General features: G+C 64.8%; 15 protein-coding genes. 9 read left to right on the forward strand and 6 right to left on the reverse strand.

What is annotated here, in order from left to right; all coding sequences use genetic code 11:
• Nucleotides 1-4 precede the first annotated feature (4 nt).
• From GR303_RS00550 to GR303_RS00560, 3 genes are all read right to left on the reverse strand, one after another.
• On the reverse strand, nucleotides 5-268 hold the full coding sequence (locus GR303_RS00550) for a hypothetical protein (protein ID WP_343038386.1): 264 nt from the start codon (nucleotides 266-268) through the stop codon (nucleotides 5-7).
• A gap of 136 nt (nucleotides 269-404) precedes the next feature.
• Nucleotides 405-647 (reverse strand): hypothetical protein, encoded by a 243-nt coding sequence (locus GR303_RS00555; RefSeq protein WP_161721460.1) that lies wholly within the window; start codon nucleotides 645-647, stop codon nucleotides 405-407.
• A 236-nt stretch (nucleotides 648-883) separates the two neighbouring features.
• Nucleotides 884-1,369: a YidB family protein gene (locus GR303_RS00560; RefSeq protein WP_161721461.1), complete on the reverse strand. Its 486-nt coding sequence runs from the start codon at nucleotides 1,367-1,369 to the stop codon at nucleotides 884-886.
• Nucleotides 1,370-1,736: 367 nt separating this feature from the next.
• On the opposite strand from GR303_RS00560, the gene GR303_RS00565 reads away from it, so the two are divergent.
• Both GR303_RS00565 and solA read left to right on the forward strand, forming a co-directional pair.
• Nucleotides 1,737-2,969: a calcium-binding protein gene (locus GR303_RS00565; RefSeq protein WP_161721462.1), complete on the forward strand. Its 1,233-nt coding sequence runs from the start codon at nucleotides 1,737-1,739 to the stop codon at nucleotides 2,967-2,969.
• A gap of 191 nt (nucleotides 2,970-3,160) precedes the next feature.
• Complete coding sequence (solA, locus tag GR303_RS00570; protein ID WP_161721463.1) at nucleotides 3,161-4,300, forward strand: N-methyl-L-tryptophan oxidase; 1,140 nt, start codon at nucleotides 3,161-3,163, stop codon at nucleotides 4,298-4,300.
• A gap of 12 nt (nucleotides 4,301-4,312) precedes the next feature.
• Here solA and GR303_RS00575 read toward each other — a convergent pair whose 3' ends face one another.
• The 3 genes from GR303_RS00575 to GR303_RS00585 form a co-directional block, all read right to left on the reverse strand.
• Complete coding sequence (locus GR303_RS00575; protein WP_161721464.1) at nucleotides 4,313-4,744, reverse strand: hypothetical protein; 432 nt, start codon at nucleotides 4,742-4,744, stop codon at nucleotides 4,313-4,315.
• A gap of 164 nt (nucleotides 4,745-4,908) precedes the next feature.
• On the reverse strand, nucleotides 4,909-5,193 hold the full coding sequence (locus GR303_RS00580) for a hypothetical protein (protein WP_161721465.1): 285 nt from the start codon (nucleotides 5,191-5,193) through the stop codon (nucleotides 4,909-4,911).
• 145 nt (nucleotides 5,194-5,338) lie between these two features.
• Entirely contained in the window at nucleotides 5,339-6,076 is a 738-nt protein-coding gene (locus GR303_RS00585; RefSeq protein ID WP_161721466.1) for a Crp/Fnr family transcriptional regulator, read from the reverse strand.
• A 389-nt stretch (nucleotides 6,077-6,465) separates the two neighbouring features.
• On the opposite strand from GR303_RS00585, the gene GR303_RS00590 reads away from it, so the two are divergent.
• The 7 genes from GR303_RS00590 to GR303_RS00620 all read left to right on the forward strand — a co-directional run bounded on the left by GR303_RS00590 (nucleotide 6,466) and on the right by GR303_RS00620 (nucleotide 13,372).
• On the forward strand, nucleotides 6,466-7,887 hold the full coding sequence (locus GR303_RS00590; RefSeq protein WP_161721857.1) for an amidase: 1,422 nt from the start codon (nucleotides 6,466-6,468) through the stop codon (nucleotides 7,885-7,887).
• Nucleotides 7,888-7,953: 66 nt separating this feature from the next.
• Nucleotides 7,954-8,718: an oxygen-dependent tRNA uridine(34) hydroxylase TrhO gene (trhO, locus tag GR303_RS00595; protein ID WP_161721467.1), complete on the forward strand. Its 765-nt coding sequence runs from the start codon at nucleotides 7,954-7,956 to the stop codon at nucleotides 8,716-8,718.
• On the forward strand, nucleotides 8,705-8,926 hold the full coding sequence (locus tag GR303_RS00600; RefSeq protein WP_161721468.1) for a SlyX family protein: 222 nt from the start codon (nucleotides 8,705-8,707) through the stop codon (nucleotides 8,924-8,926). Before trhO ends, GR303_RS00600 begins: the two co-directional genes overlap by 14 nt.
• A gap of 318 nt (nucleotides 8,927-9,244) precedes the next feature.
• Entirely contained in the window at nucleotides 9,245-9,559 is a 315-nt protein-coding gene (gene groES / locus GR303_RS00605; protein ID WP_161721469.1) for a co-chaperone GroES, read from the forward strand.
• A 57-nt stretch (nucleotides 9,560-9,616) separates the two neighbouring features.
• Complete coding sequence (gene groL, locus GR303_RS00610; RefSeq protein ID WP_161721470.1) at nucleotides 9,617-11,242, forward strand: chaperonin GroEL; 1,626 nt, start codon at nucleotides 9,617-9,619, stop codon at nucleotides 11,240-11,242.
• Nucleotides 11,243-11,373: 131 nt separating this feature from the next.
• Nucleotides 11,374-11,808 (forward strand): hypothetical protein, encoded by a 435-nt coding sequence (locus GR303_RS00615; protein WP_161721471.1) that lies wholly within the window; start codon nucleotides 11,374-11,376, stop codon nucleotides 11,806-11,808.
• 475 nt (nucleotides 11,809-12,283) lie between these two features.
• The gene (locus tag GR303_RS00620) at nucleotides 12,284-13,372 is read left to right on the forward strand and encodes a TRAP transporter substrate-binding protein (protein WP_161721472.1); all 1,089 of its coding nucleotides are present in this window, start codon (nucleotides 12,284-12,286) and stop codon (nucleotides 13,370-13,372) included.
• Nucleotides 13,373-13,529 lie beyond the last annotated feature (157 nt).

Here is a 13,529-nt window from a genome sequence, read left to right on the forward strand (position 1 = left end):
GGCTTCAGGAGGCCGGAGCCGCCTCGACCTCCGCGTAGAGGTTCCTGATCTCCTCGAGGCTGCGGATGGGAGGACCGGATTGCCTGACGATCACGGCGCTCAGCTGCCTGAACTTGTCGTCGGCCCAGTCGTTCACGACGAGAGCGACGGCATCCCGGAGCGGCAGGGTGGCGATCCTGCCGGCGATCCCGGGAGCGGCGGAGCTCTCGAAGGGCCGGGGCAGGGCGAGAAGATCGACTATCTCGTCGAGATCGTAGGCCGTCGTCACTAACGTCTCCAAAGAATCGCATGAACGAATCCGGGCAATTGGACATCCAATTGTGGCAACCGAATGCCCAAGCTTGCCGGAAGCTTGCCTGTGTTTTCGGGGCGAGCCGCCCCGCCGGTCAGGCGGGACAGGGCTCCTAGTTGAGGCTCGTCTTTCTGCCTTGGTCGCAGAGCGGTGCGCGGATATCCGAGAGCATCTCCGTTTCGTCGGGAATGATGAGCACGGAGACCGCATGGCCCGTCGAGGCCAGCGAGTCCGCCGCATCGAAGGCGGAGCGCTCCGCATCCTGGCGCGTTGCGAAGGCGCTCTGCTTCCGGTCGGAATAGGTGACCAGCCACTCATCCTGAAACTTGAAGACGACGAAACGGTCCGTATGCATCGGCTCCTCCTTCACCCGGTCGAACGACAGGGTGCAGAAAGGCTAGCCGATCATGGCCGTTCGCGGACGAAACGATGGGGGTAGGACGCAGCGCAAAAGGATAAAAATTCCCAGCCCGTCGGAGCCGCGCCGCACGTGCTCCTCCGAGCCGCCGCAGCGGCCCGGAGGAGCGCTGCGGCGGCCTATTCGACGTGGACGGGAGGTCCTGCGCTCGAGGGGCGGGTTTGCGGCCGCCGTCAGGAGCGGCCGAAATCGCTTTCGGAGGGGATGCGCCCCTCCGGCGTGTATCGGTCGACCGCCTGTGGCAGCTCCCGCGAGAGGCGGGCAAGAAGCTCCTCGCGCGACAGCCCTGTCTGCTGGGTGAGGGTCGCGAGCACGTCGGGGTCGATGGCCCGTTCGAGCTGCTGCGGCTGGACTTCCTTGTTCGGCCCGGTGCCGACCCAGGACTCGGCCACGTCGCCATGGCCGTTCCGGCGGAAGCTCTCGACCAGTTCGCCCAGGCCGCCGCTGAGCAGGCCGCCGGGGCTGGAGCTGCCCAGGCCACCCAGGAGGCCGCCCAGGCCTCCCAGGCCGCCCTGCTGCGCCTGGCCTTGTCCGCCGGGCAGGGCCCCGCCTTGCCCCGATGCGCCGCGGAGCATCTCGGCGATCTTGTCGCGATTCTGGTACCCGGCGATGGCGAGAAGCCCCAGAAGGGCGGTCATGGATGGGAAGCCACGGCTCATATCGATCCTCCTCAATGGATGCACGGGAATCCCTGCGGCGCCAAAAGGGTTCCGCAAACAGGTCCGGCCGGCGCAATCGATCTCTTGTCCGGCGATGCGCCAGGACGGGGCACCTCCGGCGAGCACCGCCGCTCAAAGGTGGAGCAGTCCATAAGGGCGCTCCATTCCGTGTCAGCTGCAACCTATGCTTGACGCCGCCCATCGGAGGCCCGCTCGCATACGATATGCGAGCTGCAATGGCTGCGCTGACAATGCGTCCAGTAGGGCTGAGCCTGCCGCCGATGCCGATGCGTAAACCCGCTGAGAACGCTCCGAGTCGCTCGCGGGACAATTGCCCCTGACAAATCGTGCATGGAAGGAAAAGGCCATGGAAGAGGAACTCCGGTACATTTTTTACGGTGGCGTCGAAGGTTCGTTTCAGCGGACCGATCTCGCTGATCTCTCGCTGCTCGCCGCTCCGTTCGGTGCAGCGGCCTTCGGCTACACGGAAGGCCAGCTCGTGACGGGGTATATCAGCTTCACGGGAGCGGCCCTCGATCTGGTGAAGGCGGGCCTGCCGCCGGATCCCCTCACAGTCACCGAGATCCCCATCGGCACCGCAGGCCTCGACGTCTTCTTCCAGCAGCCCCTGGTCGGAGATTACACGGAGGCCGATCTTGCCGGCATCGACGATCCGATCCGCAATTCCGTCGATATCAGGCTGACCGGCTCCCCGACCGATCCGATCGAATCCCTTGCCATGCGCTTCAGGGATGACGGGCTAGGTGTCGGCGGGTTCATCGGCCAATTCGGCGGCACCTTCTCCAGCAACGGCGGTGCCCAGGCTGCCGTGGACGGCATCTGGCTTCCCGAAAGCATCGTTCCGGACTTCAAGTCCGGCACGTCCGGGAACAACAGCCTGCGAGGCGATGCCGAGTACAACTTCCTCGCCGGCCTGTCGGGCAACGACACGCTTTCCATCAGGAACGGCATCGGCTGGGCCTGGGGCGGCAACGGCAACGACACGATCAAGGGATCCGAGGAGGGCAGCGCCAACCTGTTCGGCGGCGACCACCTCTATGGCGGAGCGGGATCCGACAAGATCTACGGTGCGCGCGGTGGCGACGTCATCGAAGGCGGCGGCAATGCCGACGATCTGCGGGGCGAGGAGGGCGACGACGTCGTCGGAGGCGGCGTCGGCAACGACACGGTGAGAGGCGGAAGCGGCAACGATTTCCTGGGCGGCCAGAGCGGGTCCGACCTGATCTATGGCAATAGCGGCGACGACAACATCGATGGCGATTCCGGCAGCGACACGATCGACGGAGGCAGCGGAAACGACTGGATCCGTGGTCGTGCGGGGGACGACCACCTGCGCGGCGGGCCCGGCAGCGACACCTTCGTGTTCGATATGCCCAATGAAGGCGACGACACGATCTACGGCTTCCAGAGCGGCATCGACAAGATCAACATCGCATCTGCCGGGCTGACGTTCGATCTGCTGATCGGGACCGCCGTCGTCGCGGACGGTGACGTGACCCTCACCTACGGCGCGAACACGATCACCTTCGTGGACACGGCCCTGTCGTCGCTTCTGTCGACCGACTTCAACATCGTTTGACGCTGCTCAGGGCAAGATCTTCCTGAGCCACCTGCCTCCGAGCGCCCCGGACAACCGGGGCGCCTTTTGCTGCCTGCCGCTTCTGACGGGAGCGAAGTACCGGTTGGCAGATGTGCTGAAGCCTCTACGTTACCTGGCGTCGTCCGAAACATGATGCCAGCGATTCGGACGGGCGGAGGGTGAAAGGTCCAATGGCAGCGTTCGACGTGGCGGTGATCGGCCTGGGGGCCATGGGCAGCGCCGCCCTCTACAATCTCGCCCGCCGGGGGCAGCGCGTGATCGGCATCGAGCAGTTCGAGCCGGGGCACGACAAGGGCTCCTCCCATGGCGAGAGCCGGATCATCCGGCTCTCCTATTTCGAGCATCCCTCCTACGTTCCCCTGGCGCGCCGCGCCCTGGAGAAGTGGCGCGAGCTGGAGCGGGCCTCCGGCGAGACGATCCTGACGGTGACCGGCGTGCTCGAAGCAGGCCATCCCGGCTCCACCATCGTCAGCGGCTCGCTCGCAGCCGCCCGGCAGCACGGACTGGTCCACGAGGAGCTCGGCGCCTCCGACATCCGCCGCCGCTTTCCGGCCTTCCAGGTTCCGTCGCATTGGAGCGGCCTGTTTCAGCCTGAGGGCGGTTTTCTGCGGCCGGAGCTTGCCATCCGGCAGTTCGTGCGGCTGGCGGAAGGGCATGGGGCGGAGGTTCGCGTCCGGACTCCCGTGACGGCCATCGAGCCGTTCGGCGCAGGCGTGCGCGTGCGGACGGCAGGCGAGGTGATCGAAGCCGGCACCGTGATCGTCGCCGCCGGCGCATGGATCGGCGATTTCGCGCCCGGGCTCAAGCCGCATCTCAAGCTGACGCGGCAGGTGCTCGGCTGGTTCTCGCCGCTCGAGCCGGCGCTCTTCGCGCCGGAACGCTGCCCTGTCTTCCTGCTCGAGTCCGAGGAAGACGCCTGCTACGGCTTTCCCGACTTCGCGGGGACCGGCGTCAAGACAGCATCTCATCGAGAGGGCGCGCGCCTGACGGCGGCGGGCGATCTGAATCAGGATGGGGATGCGGACGACGAGGCGCAGATCCGACGCATGCTCGCCCTCGCCATGCCCGGCGCCAATGGGCCGCTCCGGCAGATGCGCACCTGCATGTACACCCGCACGCCGGACGAGGATTTTGTAATCGATTACTCGCCCGCCGATCCGAGGATCGTCCTGGCTTCTCCCTGCTCAGGGCACGGCTTCAAGTTTGCCAGCGTCATCGGGGAGGTGCTCGCCGACCTCGCCCTTGGAGCGACGCCGGCGAGCGACATTTCCCGTTTCCGGATCGACCGTCTGGCGGCGCAGCCTGCCTGAGCCGGCGAGGGCTCAATCGCGGGCGGTGGCGGCGTCTGCCTTCTGCGCCGGAACGAGGTGCTCGATGGAAACCCATTCGGTGCAGGCTCGCAGGATAGGGGCGAGATAGGCGCGGTTGCCTTCGATCTCCACCACGCGGCAGGAATAGGCCCTGCGATCGCCCGGAGGGCGGTAGATCACGGTGGCGCCCGGCCTGATGGTCTCGTCGGGAGCAGGCGGCGGGCAGTCCCTGGTTTCGGTCCCGATCCGCACATTATCCTGCGTGAGGGAGGCCTGCCGCCCCGCCCGGTAGCGTTCGAGCGCCTCGATGGCCACCCGCGCCCGGTCGCGGTAGCGGTCGCAGACGACCCGCATCAGCGTTCCCTTCTCGCGCCCTGGATACCAAGTCACCCCTCCGATCTTAGCCAGCTCTTCCGCTACGACTTCGATCTCTTCCTCAGTCATTGGCTACAATCCCTCATGAGCAGTCGTGATGTGCTCAGGTCTTGTGAATGCACCGATGTGACCTGCTCCATCGCGTGCTTTAGCCCCTATGATTCTTTCCTTTTCTCGGACGCTTGGCGTTTCGGTGTCGTCGTTTGTGTTAGTTCCGGTGAGAGGACAGTTGATCAGGCCCGCAGCTGCATCATGCGTTCTTGCAGCACGGCGAGCTGCTGGATGTAGGGCTCCCGTCTCTCGCGATGGCGGGCCTTGAGCCTTTCGAGAGCACGGAGCTCGAGCGTGGAGTCGGGCACCGCCGTCCTCAGCTTCTCGCGCTCTTTCTCGTAGTCGAAATCGATGTCTGCGAGGGTTGCAAGAAGGGACTGGAGCAAGGGCTGGTAGGTGGGTGAGTAGATCCTGGGAAGGAAGGCCCCTTTGTCGCTTTCTTCTTTATGAAACTTAGTATCGCCCATGCTATTCCTCGCATTAACTTTGCGTTAAACGAGCTTGAGGATACTAACGTAGAGTTACTCCGTCTGTTGGGAAGCCGACAGTGCCGGGAGAAAACCTGCCCGCAGATCACATCCATGTGCTTTTCCGCACTCCAAGGGCTGCCGTTCAAAGGGAACGACGTTTGAACGATCCCGGCAGGAGCTTCTCGAAGCTTCTATACACGGTGTGGTAGCACTCGCAGGCCGTCTCCTCGAGACCTGAGCGGTCGGTGATTCGGATCGTGCCGCGGCCTTGGCTGATCAGCCCTGCCTTCTGCAGAGCACTGGTAACGCTGCTTACCGTCGAGCGCTGGACTCCGAGCATTTCGGCCAGGGCTTCGTGGGTGAGGGGAATGTCGTCGTTGTCGGTCCGGTCGCGGGTGCACAGGATGGCGCGGCAGCAGCGAGCCTCCACGCTATGCACGGCATTGCAGGCAACCGTCTGAAGGGTCTGTGCCAGGAGGGCCTCCGTGAAACGGAACAGAACATTGCGCAGCTTCGGCCTGTTCGCGATTGCCTCGTTGAGGCGGTCCAGCGCAACGCGTGAAGCGGTTCCGGGCACCTGTGTGATGTAGCGGCCGAAGGACTGGCGGGTGATGAAGGCGCTGATGAAGCCGAAGGCGCCCTCCCGGCCGAACACGGCCATCTCGACCGATCCGCCGCTCCGGAGAACCGTGACGAGGGAGACGATGGCATCATGAGGGAAGTATGTGTGCCGGATGGTTTCCCCGATCTCGTAGAGAACCTTTCCACGGGGCAGATCGATGACTTCGAGGTGAGGTTCGAGCCAAAGGAAATCCTCGGGCTCCAGAGCGGCGAGGAGCCGGTTGCTCCGATGAATTGCGGCCTTCGCACCGTTACTCATGGCAGGGTGTCACCGCGTCGCGCAGATCGTCCGCGCAGGAAATCGGGCATCTCGATCCTAGCATGATAGCACAGCTTCGAGGCGGGTAACGAAATTATGTGTATCGAACAGGTTGCGAGCCTGCCTTGGCCTCCTTTCGGACAACGATCCTCGATCTGCACCGTTAGCGATCGTTAGCAGACAAACCGTTTACGGCCTCGTTTGTGCCATCGGAAAGCTGACCTGCCTCCAAAGAGCCGGAACGGCTTGCCTGGAGGCTTCTCGGGGCGCCCCTGCACCCATGTCATAGGTCCGGCGCCCGGCATGCGCGAAACGGGTTTACCAGCGGTCCGGATAGCCTCAGCATGGTTCCCCATCGAATCCGCCAGCGAGAGAGCGCCCCCTTGAGCATGCCACCGTCGCCGCACCGATCCGCTCAGGATTCCTCGCCCGATCTTGCCGATTGGTCCGGATTTGCGCTTCTGGAATCCTTTGCGAACCGCAGCGTGTCGCCCGTCGAGGTGGCGAAGGCCGTCATCGCGCGCATCGAGGCGTACGAGCCGAGGCTTCAGGCGCTCTATGCCTTCGATCCCGAGGCCGCGCTCCGGGATGCGAAGGCATCGGAGCAGCGCTGGTTGAAAGGCGAGGCGAGGGCTCTCGACGGCATCCCCGCGACGATCAAGGAGAACATCGCCACCAGGGGCACCCCCGTGCCGCTCGGCACGGCCGCGCGCCCGCTCGTTCCGGCCGCGGCCGATGCCCCTTCCGCCGCGCGCCTGCGCGAGGACGGCGCCGTCCTCCTCGCCAAGACCACCATGCCCGATTACGGCATGCTTTCCTCCGGTCTCTCCAGCTTCCACCCGCTCACGCGCAATCCGTGGGATCTGTCGAGGAATCCGGGCGGCAGCTCGGCGGGCGCGGGCGCCGCGGCCGCGGCCGGATACGGACCGTTTCATGTCGGCACCGATATCGGCGGCTCGATCCGCCTCCCGGCCTCCTGGTGCGGGGTCTTCGGCCTCAAACCGAGCTTCGGGCGCATTCCCATCGACCCGACCTATTACGGCCGCGTGGCAGGGCCGATGACGCGAACCGTGCGCGACGCCGCGCTGATGATGGCGAGCCTCACGCGGCCCGATCCCCGCGATCCCATGAGCCTCCCGTACCAGGATCTGCCGTGGCTCGATCTCGCCATCGACGTCAGAGGCCTGAGGATCGGCGTGATGATGGAGGCCGGAATCGGCCTCACCCTCGATCCCGAGATCCGCACCGCCGTCGAGCGGGCCGCACAGCTCTTCGCCGCTGCCGGCGCCGTCATCGAGGAGGTGCCTCCCTTCGTCACCCGCGAGATGCTCGATGGGCTCGACGATTTCTGGCGCCAGCGCGCCTGGGCGGATATCGGCGCCCTGGGCGAGGAGGAGCGCGCCAAGGTCCTGCCCTATATCCGCCAATGGGCCGAAGGGGGCCGGAACCTGACGGGAGCCCAGGTCTATCACGGCATGAACCAGATGATGGCGATGCGCCACGCGGCGGTCGCCGCCACGCACCGTTTCGATTTCGTGCTCTCGCCCGTGGCGCCTTGCGTCGCCTATGCGGCGGAGCTCGCGTCCCCGATCCATGATCCGGAGCGGCCCTTCGAGCATATCGGCTACACGGTGGCCTTCAACATGTCGGATCAGCCGGCCGCTTCGGTGAATGCCGGCTTCACGAAGGCGGGCCTGCCCATCGGCCTCCAGATCGTCGGCCGCCGCTTCGACGACGTGGGCGTGCTGCGGCTCTCCCAGGCCTGGGAGGAGATGTGCCCGGAGAAGCGGCCCTGGCCGAGGCTCTCCTGACAAGGGCGACATCGCGGACCGCGCCGCCGGGTTTCCCGGCCGTGTGCCTGCTGCTAAACAGCCGCCATGACGTACAAGGTTGCCGCCCTCTATCAATTCGTTCCGCTGCCCGACTTCCGCGAGATCAAGGACCCGCTGCACCGGATCTGCCTCGACCTCGGGATCAAGGGCACGCTGCTGCTCGCCCATGAGGGCATCAACGGCACCGTGGCCGGAACGGAGGAGGGCATCGACGCTCTCATGAACGAATTGCGGGAGGGTGCGCTCTTCAGGGGCCGCCTCGACAATCTGGAGCTGAAGTACTCCGCCGCATCCGTGATGCCGTTCAGGCGCATGAAGGTGCGGCTCAAGAAGGAAATCGTGACGCTCGGCGACCCCCAGACCGATCCTCTGCGCCGGGTCGGCACCTATGTCTCGCCCGCAGAGTGGAACAGGCTCCTGGACGAGCCCGGGATCGTGCTCCTCGATACCCGCAACGACTTCGAGGTCGCGATGGGAACCTTCGAGGGTGCGGTCGATCCCCGGATCAAGCGCTTCAGCGAGTTCAAGGACTTCGTCAGGAACGAGCTCGATCCCAAGCGGCACCGGAAGGTCGCCATGTTCTGCACCGGCGGCATCCGCTGCGAGAAGGCGAGCGCCTACATGCTGAACCAGGGCTTCGAGGAGGTCTTCCACCTGAAGGGAGGCATCCTCAAATACCTGGAGGATGTGCCGGAGGCCGAGAGCCGGTGGAGGGGCGAGTGCTTCGTGTTCGACGAGCGCGTCGCCTTAGGCCATGGGCTCGCCGAGCGTTCCGGCGAGGCAGGGGAGCCCGCTGATGACCGATCCTGATTCCCTCAGCAGCCGCATCGAAGCCCTGGAGGTGCGCGTCGCCTACCAGGACAAGGTGATCGACGAGCTGAACCAGGCCGTCATCGACCAGTGGAAGAAGATCGACGCCCTCAGGCGCCACCTCGCCGAGGTGCTGGATCGCGTCCAGGAGGTCGAGGACAGCGCCGGCAGCCCGGCCGCGCCCGAGCCCCCGCCGCCGCATTACTAGGACTGAACCCGGTCACCCGGGCTGCACAGCCGATCCCGGGTCGCGCCATGCTTCTGGCGCGACCGGTCCTCCCCAGGAGGGGCGGTGAGCCCGTGCTCGTCCTGCGTCCAATCCCGGATTTGCGTTATGCCGTTAGGGAATGACTGGAGCCTGAAGTCATCCAAAAAAGCCAAGCTGGCACCCGGTTCCCGAGAGTGCCAAAAATTTTTTCCGCCCCCTCTTGAACGGTGAAGCTTATTCGACCAAATCATCGATCGCGGAGGCCATGGGAGGCTCCGTTGAAACGATTAACATGCTGAATTCATTGGAGGAAGCTTCATGAAGTTCCGTCCTTTGCATGATCGGATCGTCGTCCGCCGCATCGATGCCGAGGAGAAGACGGCCGGCGGGATCATCATCCCCGACACCGCCAAGGAAAAGCCCCAGCAGGGCGAGGTCATCGCCGTCGGCCCCGGCGCCCGCAACGAGCAGGGTCAGCTCGTCCCCCTCGACGTGAAGGTCGGCGACACCGTCCTGTTCGGCAAGTGGTCGGGCACGGAGGTGAAGATCGACGGTCAGGATCTCCTCATCATGAAGGAGAGCGACATCATGGGCGTGCTGGAGCAGACCGCCGCCCAGAAGAAGGCCGCCTGAGGCAAGAATCTCCCATCAGAGTCACATATCGTTACGTCTCATCAGGAGTGACGAACAATGGCTGCTAAGGAAGTCAAATTCGCACTGGACGCCCGCGAGAAGATGCTGCGCGGCGTCGACATCCTCGCCGATGCGGTGAAGGTCACGCTGGGCCCGAAGGGCCGCAACGTGGTGATCGAGAAGTCCTTCGGCGCTCCCCGCATCACCAAGGACGGCGTCACCGTCGCGAAAGAAATCGAGCTCGCCGACAAGTTCGAGAACATGGGCGCCCAGATGGTGCGCGAGGTCGCCTCGAAGCAGAACGACCGCGCCGGTGACGGCACCACCACCGCGACCGTGCTCGCCCAGGCCATCGTGAAGGAGGGCGCCAAGGCGGTTGCCGCCGGCATGAACCCGATGGACCTCAAGCGCGGCATCGACATGGCCGTCGAGGCCGTGGTCGCGGATCTCAAGAAGAACGCCAAGAAGGTCACCTCCAACGACGAGATCGCCCAGGTCGGCACCATCTCGGCCAACGGCGATGCCGATGTCGGCCGCATGCTGGCGGAGGCCATGCAGAAGGTCGGCAACGAGGGCGTGATCACCGTCGAGGAAGCGAAGTCGCTCGAGACGGAACTCGAGGTCGTCGAGGGCATGCAGTTCGACCGCGGCTACCTCTCGCCGTACTTCATCACCAACGCCGAGAAGATGCGCGTGGAGCTGGAGGATCCCTACATCCTCATCCACGAGAAGAAGCTGTCGGGCCTGCAGGCCATGCTGCCCGTGCTCGAGGCTGTCGTTCAGACCGGCAAGCCGCTGCTCATCATCGCCGAGGACGTGGAGGGCGAGGCTCTGGCCACCCTCGTGGTCAACAAGCTGCGCGGCGGCCTGAAGATCGCCGCGGTGAAGGCGCCTGGCTTCGGCGACCGCCGCAAGGCCATGCTTGAGGACATCGCCGTTCTCACCAAGGGCCAGGTCATCTCCGAAGACCTCGGCATCAAGCTCGAGAACGTCTCCCTGCCGATGCTCGGCCGCGCCAAGAAGGTGGTGATCGAGAAGGAGAACACCACCATCGTGGACGGTGCTGGCGACAAGCGCGACATCGAGGCTCGCGTTGGCCAGATCAAGGCGCAGATCGAGGAGACCACCTCGGACTACGATCGTGAGAAGCTCCAAGAACGCCTCGCCAAGCTCGCCGGCGGCGTCGCGGTGATCCGCGTCGGCGGCGCCACCGAGGTCGAGGTGAAGGAGAAGAAGGACCGCGTGGACGATGCCATGCACGCCACGAAGGCCGCGGTCGAGGAGGGCATCCTGCCCGGCGGCGGCGTCGCCCTGCTGCGCGCCTTGAAGGCCCTCGATAGCGTGAAGCCCGTCAACGACGATCAGAAGACCGGCGTCGAGATCGTGCGTCGCGCGCTCCAGGCTCCCGCCCGGCAGATCGCCATCAACGCGGGCGAGGACGGCTCCGTCATCGTCGGCAAGGTGGCCGAGGCCAAGGACTACTCGGCCGGCTGGAACGCCCAGACCGGCGAGTACGGCGACCTCTACAAGTTCGGCATCATCGACCCGGCGAAGGTCGTGCGTGTCGCGCTCGAGGACGCCGCCTCCGTTGCTGGCCTGCTCATCACCACCGAGGCGATGATCGCCGAGAAGCCGAAGAAGGAAGCGGCTCCCGCCATGCCCGCCGGCGGCATGGACTTCTAATTCTCGCTCCCATCAGGCGAACAGGACGGCGCCGCACCAGCGGCGCCGTTTTTGCATCATTGGTACCTTGACGCGACAACTCGTTCTCCGGAAAACGATCCTGGGATCGGATGCATCAGGGGGAGAGTCCGGTGAGAATTTGGAGGCATGCGGGAATCGTGAGCCTGCTCGTCTGCATGCCTGTCCATGTCGGCGCGCAGGGGCTGCAGGGCAGCAGCGGGTCTCGCGTGTACACGGTTGCACGGGAGCGCACCATCCCGCTCGGGCAGCACTATTCGTCTCAGAACTGCGCCTTCACCGGTGTTCCCCAGGTGATCGTTCTTCAGAACCCAGGTCTTGGAACCATCAGCCAGGCCGTCGTGCAGACAACCGTCGAGACCACGCCTCTGGATGCATCAGGCAAGCCTCGGCCCGTCTCCCACACGGAATGCGCTGGCAAACCCATGACCGTTGTCGAAGTCCGCTATACCGCTGGATCGACGAGAGGCACCGATTCCTTCAGCTATCAGCTCACCTATCCGGGCGGAAACACGGGCCGGATCGATGCACGGGTCACCGTCAAGTGATAGCGCCAATCCGATCCCGAGTGGCAGAAATCTCTCCTCGCTGAACTGGACCTTGGACACCCGATCCGACCGCGACGCTGCCCTATGGCGTCTTAGCCGAGATCGATTGCTCACGCTCGCGGCTGTCGATCCTCGAATCCGGTGTTGCGCCTCGGTGAAGCATGGTGCTGGGCCGATGCCCGAACCCATGCTTCACATGCAAGCTTTGCCTGGATCTTCTGCATTGATCTCATGGCTCGTTTCGGACGCCGGGCGGTTGGAATGCATGGGCGCGATCCGGCCGCCGGAAGTGTATCAAGCGCATCAATAGGTTGGCCTGGAACCATCCCGGAGACGGGTGATTGGCTCGACGTGAGCCGCCGCGCATGAGGGATGTCGGCTGAAACTTTAGTCTAACTTTACTGAGCGTCACCGATCCCCTGTTACCGGGCCTTCCTCACAGCGCGACATGCCCTCGAACCAGGAGGAGGCAATCATGAAACGCCGCAACTTTCTCGCCGCGGCCGGTGCAGGCCTTGCCGCCGGCACCATCGCCAAGCCCGCCATCGCCCAGTCCAATCCGGAGATCCGCTGGCGCCTGACCTCGGGCTTCCCGAAATCCCTCGACACCATCTATGGCGGGGCCGAGTTCCTCTCGAAATACGTCGCGGCAGCCACCGAGGGCCGCTTCCAGATCCAGCCCTTTGCGGCCGGTGAGATCGTCGGCACCTTCCAGGCGGCCGATGCGGTCGGCGGCGGCACCGTCGAGATGGCGCACACGGCAGCCTATTACTACGTCGGCAAGGATCCGACCTTCGCAGCCGCCGCGGCGCTGCCCTTCACCCTCAATGCGCGCCAGCTCAATGCCTGGCACTATCACGGCGGCGGCATCGGCATGGTCAATGAGTTCATGGCCAAGCACAACCTGTATGCGCTGCCCGGCGGCAACACCGGCACCCAGATGGGCGGCTGGTTCCGCAAGGAGATCAAGACGCTGCAGGACCTGCAGGGCCTGAAGATGCGCATCGCCGGCATTGCCGGGCAGGTGATGCAGAAGCTCGGCGTCGTGCCGCAGCAGGTGGCGGGCGGCGACATCTATCCCTCGCTCGAGCGCGGCACCATCGACGCCGCCGAGTGGATCGGCCCCTACGACGACGAGAAGCTCGGCTTCCAGAAAGTGGCCCCGTACTACTACTATCCGGGCTTCTGGGAAGGCGGCCTGACCATCCACTTCCTGTTCAACAAGCAGAAGTGGGAATCGCTGCCGAAGCATTATCAGGCGATCCTCGAATCCGCCTGCATGGCCGCCAACATGGACATGCTGTCCAAGTACGACGCCAAGAACCCGGCCGCGCTGCGCAGCCTCGTGGGTGCCGGCGCCCAGCTGCGTCCGTTCCCGGTCGAAATCCTCGACGCCGCCTATAAGGCGACGAACGAGGTCTATGCGGAGATCTCGGCCCAGAATGCGGACTTCAAGAAGATCATCGACTCGATCCGCGCCTTCCGCAACGAAGAGTATCTCTGGTTCCAGGTGGCCGAGTACGCCTTCGACACCTACATGATCCGCGCGCGCACCCGCGGCTGATCATATCCGGCTTTGTCCCAGGGACCCGGCGTCGAGAGGCTCGATGCCGGGTCTTGCTTTGGCTGCATCCCATGCATGGCTCGATTGCGGGAACGGGCAGCTCTTTGACTTGCGCAGCGGAGGCGCAGACCTGATCTGTTGGATCGGCGCTCCTGCC

It is taken from the genome of Microvirga arsenatis (assembly GCF_009910705.1).
GTDB classification, from domain to species: domain Bacteria; phylum Pseudomonadota; class Alphaproteobacteria; order Rhizobiales; family Beijerinckiaceae; genus Microvirga; species Microvirga arsenatis.

What these genes read in the sequence shown, in the direction of transcription:
- GR303_RS00555 (WP_161721460.1), bottom strand. Translation starts at nt 647, where the DNA reads ATGCATACGGACCGTTTCGTCGTCTTCAAGTTTCAGGATGAGTGGCTG.
- GR303_RS00560 (WP_161721461.1), bottom strand. Translation starts at nt 1,369, where the DNA reads ATGAGCCGTGGCTTCCCATCCATGACCGCCCTTCTGGGGCTTCTCGCC.
- GR303_RS00565 (WP_161721462.1), top strand. Translation starts at nt 1,737, where the DNA reads ATGGAAGAGGAACTCCGGTACATTTTTTACGGTGGCGTCGAAGGTTCG.
- solA (WP_161721463.1), top strand. Translation starts at nt 3,161, where the DNA reads ATGGCAGCGTTCGACGTGGCGGTGATCGGCCTGGGGGCCATGGGCAGC.
- GR303_RS00575 (WP_161721464.1), bottom strand. Translation starts at nt 4,744, where the DNA reads ATGACTGAGGAAGAGATCGAAGTCGTAGCGGAAGAGCTGGCTAAGATC.
- GR303_RS00580 (WP_161721465.1), bottom strand. Translation starts at nt 5,193, where the DNA reads ATGGGCGATACTAAGTTTCATAAAGAAGAAAGCGACAAAGGGGCCTTC.
- GR303_RS00585 (WP_161721466.1), bottom strand. Translation starts at nt 6,076, where the DNA reads ATGAGTAACGGTGCGAAGGCCGCAATTCATCGGAGCAACCGGCTCCTC.
- GR303_RS00590 (WP_161721857.1), top strand. Translation starts at nt 6,466, where the DNA reads ATGCCACCGTCGCCGCACCGATCCGCTCAGGATTCCTCGCCCGATCTT.
- trhO (WP_161721467.1), top strand. Translation starts at nt 7,954, where the DNA reads ATGACGTACAAGGTTGCCGCCCTCTATCAATTCGTTCCGCTGCCCGAC.
- GR303_RS00600 (WP_161721468.1), top strand. Translation starts at nt 8,705, where the DNA reads ATGACCGATCCTGATTCCCTCAGCAGCCGCATCGAAGCCCTGGAGGTG.
- groES (WP_161721469.1), top strand. Translation starts at nt 9,245, where the DNA reads ATGAAGTTCCGTCCTTTGCATGATCGGATCGTCGTCCGCCGCATCGAT.
- groL (WP_161721470.1), top strand. Translation starts at nt 9,617, where the DNA reads ATGGCTGCTAAGGAAGTCAAATTCGCACTGGACGCCCGCGAGAAGATG.
- GR303_RS00620 (WP_161721472.1), top strand. Translation starts at nt 12,284, where the DNA reads ATGAAACGCCGCAACTTTCTCGCCGCGGCCGGTGCAGGCCTTGCCGCC.